The organism is Streptomyces sp. NPDC007162 (assembly GCF_040634175.1).
Classification (GTDB): Bacteria; Actinomycetota; Actinomycetes; order Streptomycetales; family Streptomycetaceae; genus Streptomyces.
The window spans coordinates 1-1193 of record NZ_JBEYFC010001042.1 but is presented as its reverse complement, the minus strand read 5'-3'; the positions used below and the strand labels follow the sequence as shown (position 1 = coordinate 1193).

The 1193-nt window shown below is 58.2% G+C and carries 1 protein-coding gene and 1 pseudogene; both read left to right on the top strand.

The annotated features are described in order from the left end of the window. Nucleotides 1-66 precede the first annotated feature (66 nt). A pseudogene (locus ABZ646_RS47005) lies at nucleotides 67-321 on the top strand (hypothetical protein); the annotation flags it as partial. Nucleotide 322: 1 nt separating this feature from the next. Continuing rightward, nucleotides 323-1193, top strand: an 871-nt coding sequence (locus ABZ646_RS47000; RefSeq protein ID WP_360534024.1) for a restriction endonuclease subunit S, incomplete at its 3' end; no start/stop codon positions are given.

The following is a 1193-nucleotide window of genomic DNA, read 5'->3' as shown; positions in this document are numbered from 1 at the left end:
GCACAAGCAGTCGTGACCGGCCGTACCCGCCACCGACCGGGGCGGTGGCCGTAGGAGGGGGCGGGCGTGGGCTGGACGGTCCTCTACATCGCATTCGGCATAGTGGCGCTGTGGCTGCTGGGCGAGGTGCTCCTGCAGTACAAGGCGCGGCTGCGCTGGCGGCTGCTCGCCTTCGGCGGCTTCCTCGGTGTGGTCCTCGGCGTCCTGATCCCCTCGGTACTGGTGATCATCATCGGCGCGATCGCCTTCGCCACGGGCCAGACGTACGTGACGCTCTCCTTCCGGCGCGGCTTCTCGACCGGCTGGGCCATCGGCGGCAGCCATGAAGAAGTCCCTGACCAGGTTCCAGGAAGATGATGTTCTCTTTGCGAAGATTACGCCGTGCATGGAGAACGGGAAGATCGCTAAAGCGCAAGGCCTGATTGGTGGTCGAGCGTTGGGAAGTACCGAGTTTCACGTGCTTCGCAGTGCTGGGGGTGTTCTTCCTGAGTATCTGACGCATTATCTCCTTCAGCGGAACGTGCGACGTGTCGCTGAGCAGCACATGGCTGGTGCAGTTGGGCAGCGTCGAGTTCCGCGGCCTTACCTGGAAGGTCTGGAAATTCCTGTCCCGCCTCTGTCTGAACAGCACCGAATCGTCGCGAAGCTGGACGAACAGCTTGCCCACATTGAGGCTGGTGAGGCGGCTGTTTCCTCGGCTATTGCGTTGAGGCAGTCGTTGCGGGATGCCCTTCTCAACCTGTATGTCTTGGGGCGCAATCAGGAATCGAGTTCTGAGAGCGTCCAAGAAATTCAAGCACAATCAAGTAGGAAGATCCCCTATGGTGACCTCCTTCCGTTGCCTCATGGTTGGAAGTGGCGAGTAGCGCGAGAAGTCTGCCCGCTTATCACCTCGGGATCGACTCCAGAAGCATCCCTCATGCATAGCGGGTTCGGTGAAATTCCTTTTTTGAAGGTTTACAATATCGACAAGCGTAATGGGGTTGATTTTTCGATCCGTCCCACTTTTGTTGATCGAGTAGTTCATGAAGGTAAGCTCAAGAAGTCCAGGGTCGCCCCGGGGGACGTTCTCACCAATATTGTTGGACCCCCTCTTGGGAAGACTGCCGTAGTGCCGAAAGATCACACCGAGTGGAATATTAATCAGGCGATTGTCGCTTTTCGTGCAGGTCCAGAATTGCTCCCCGAGTGGC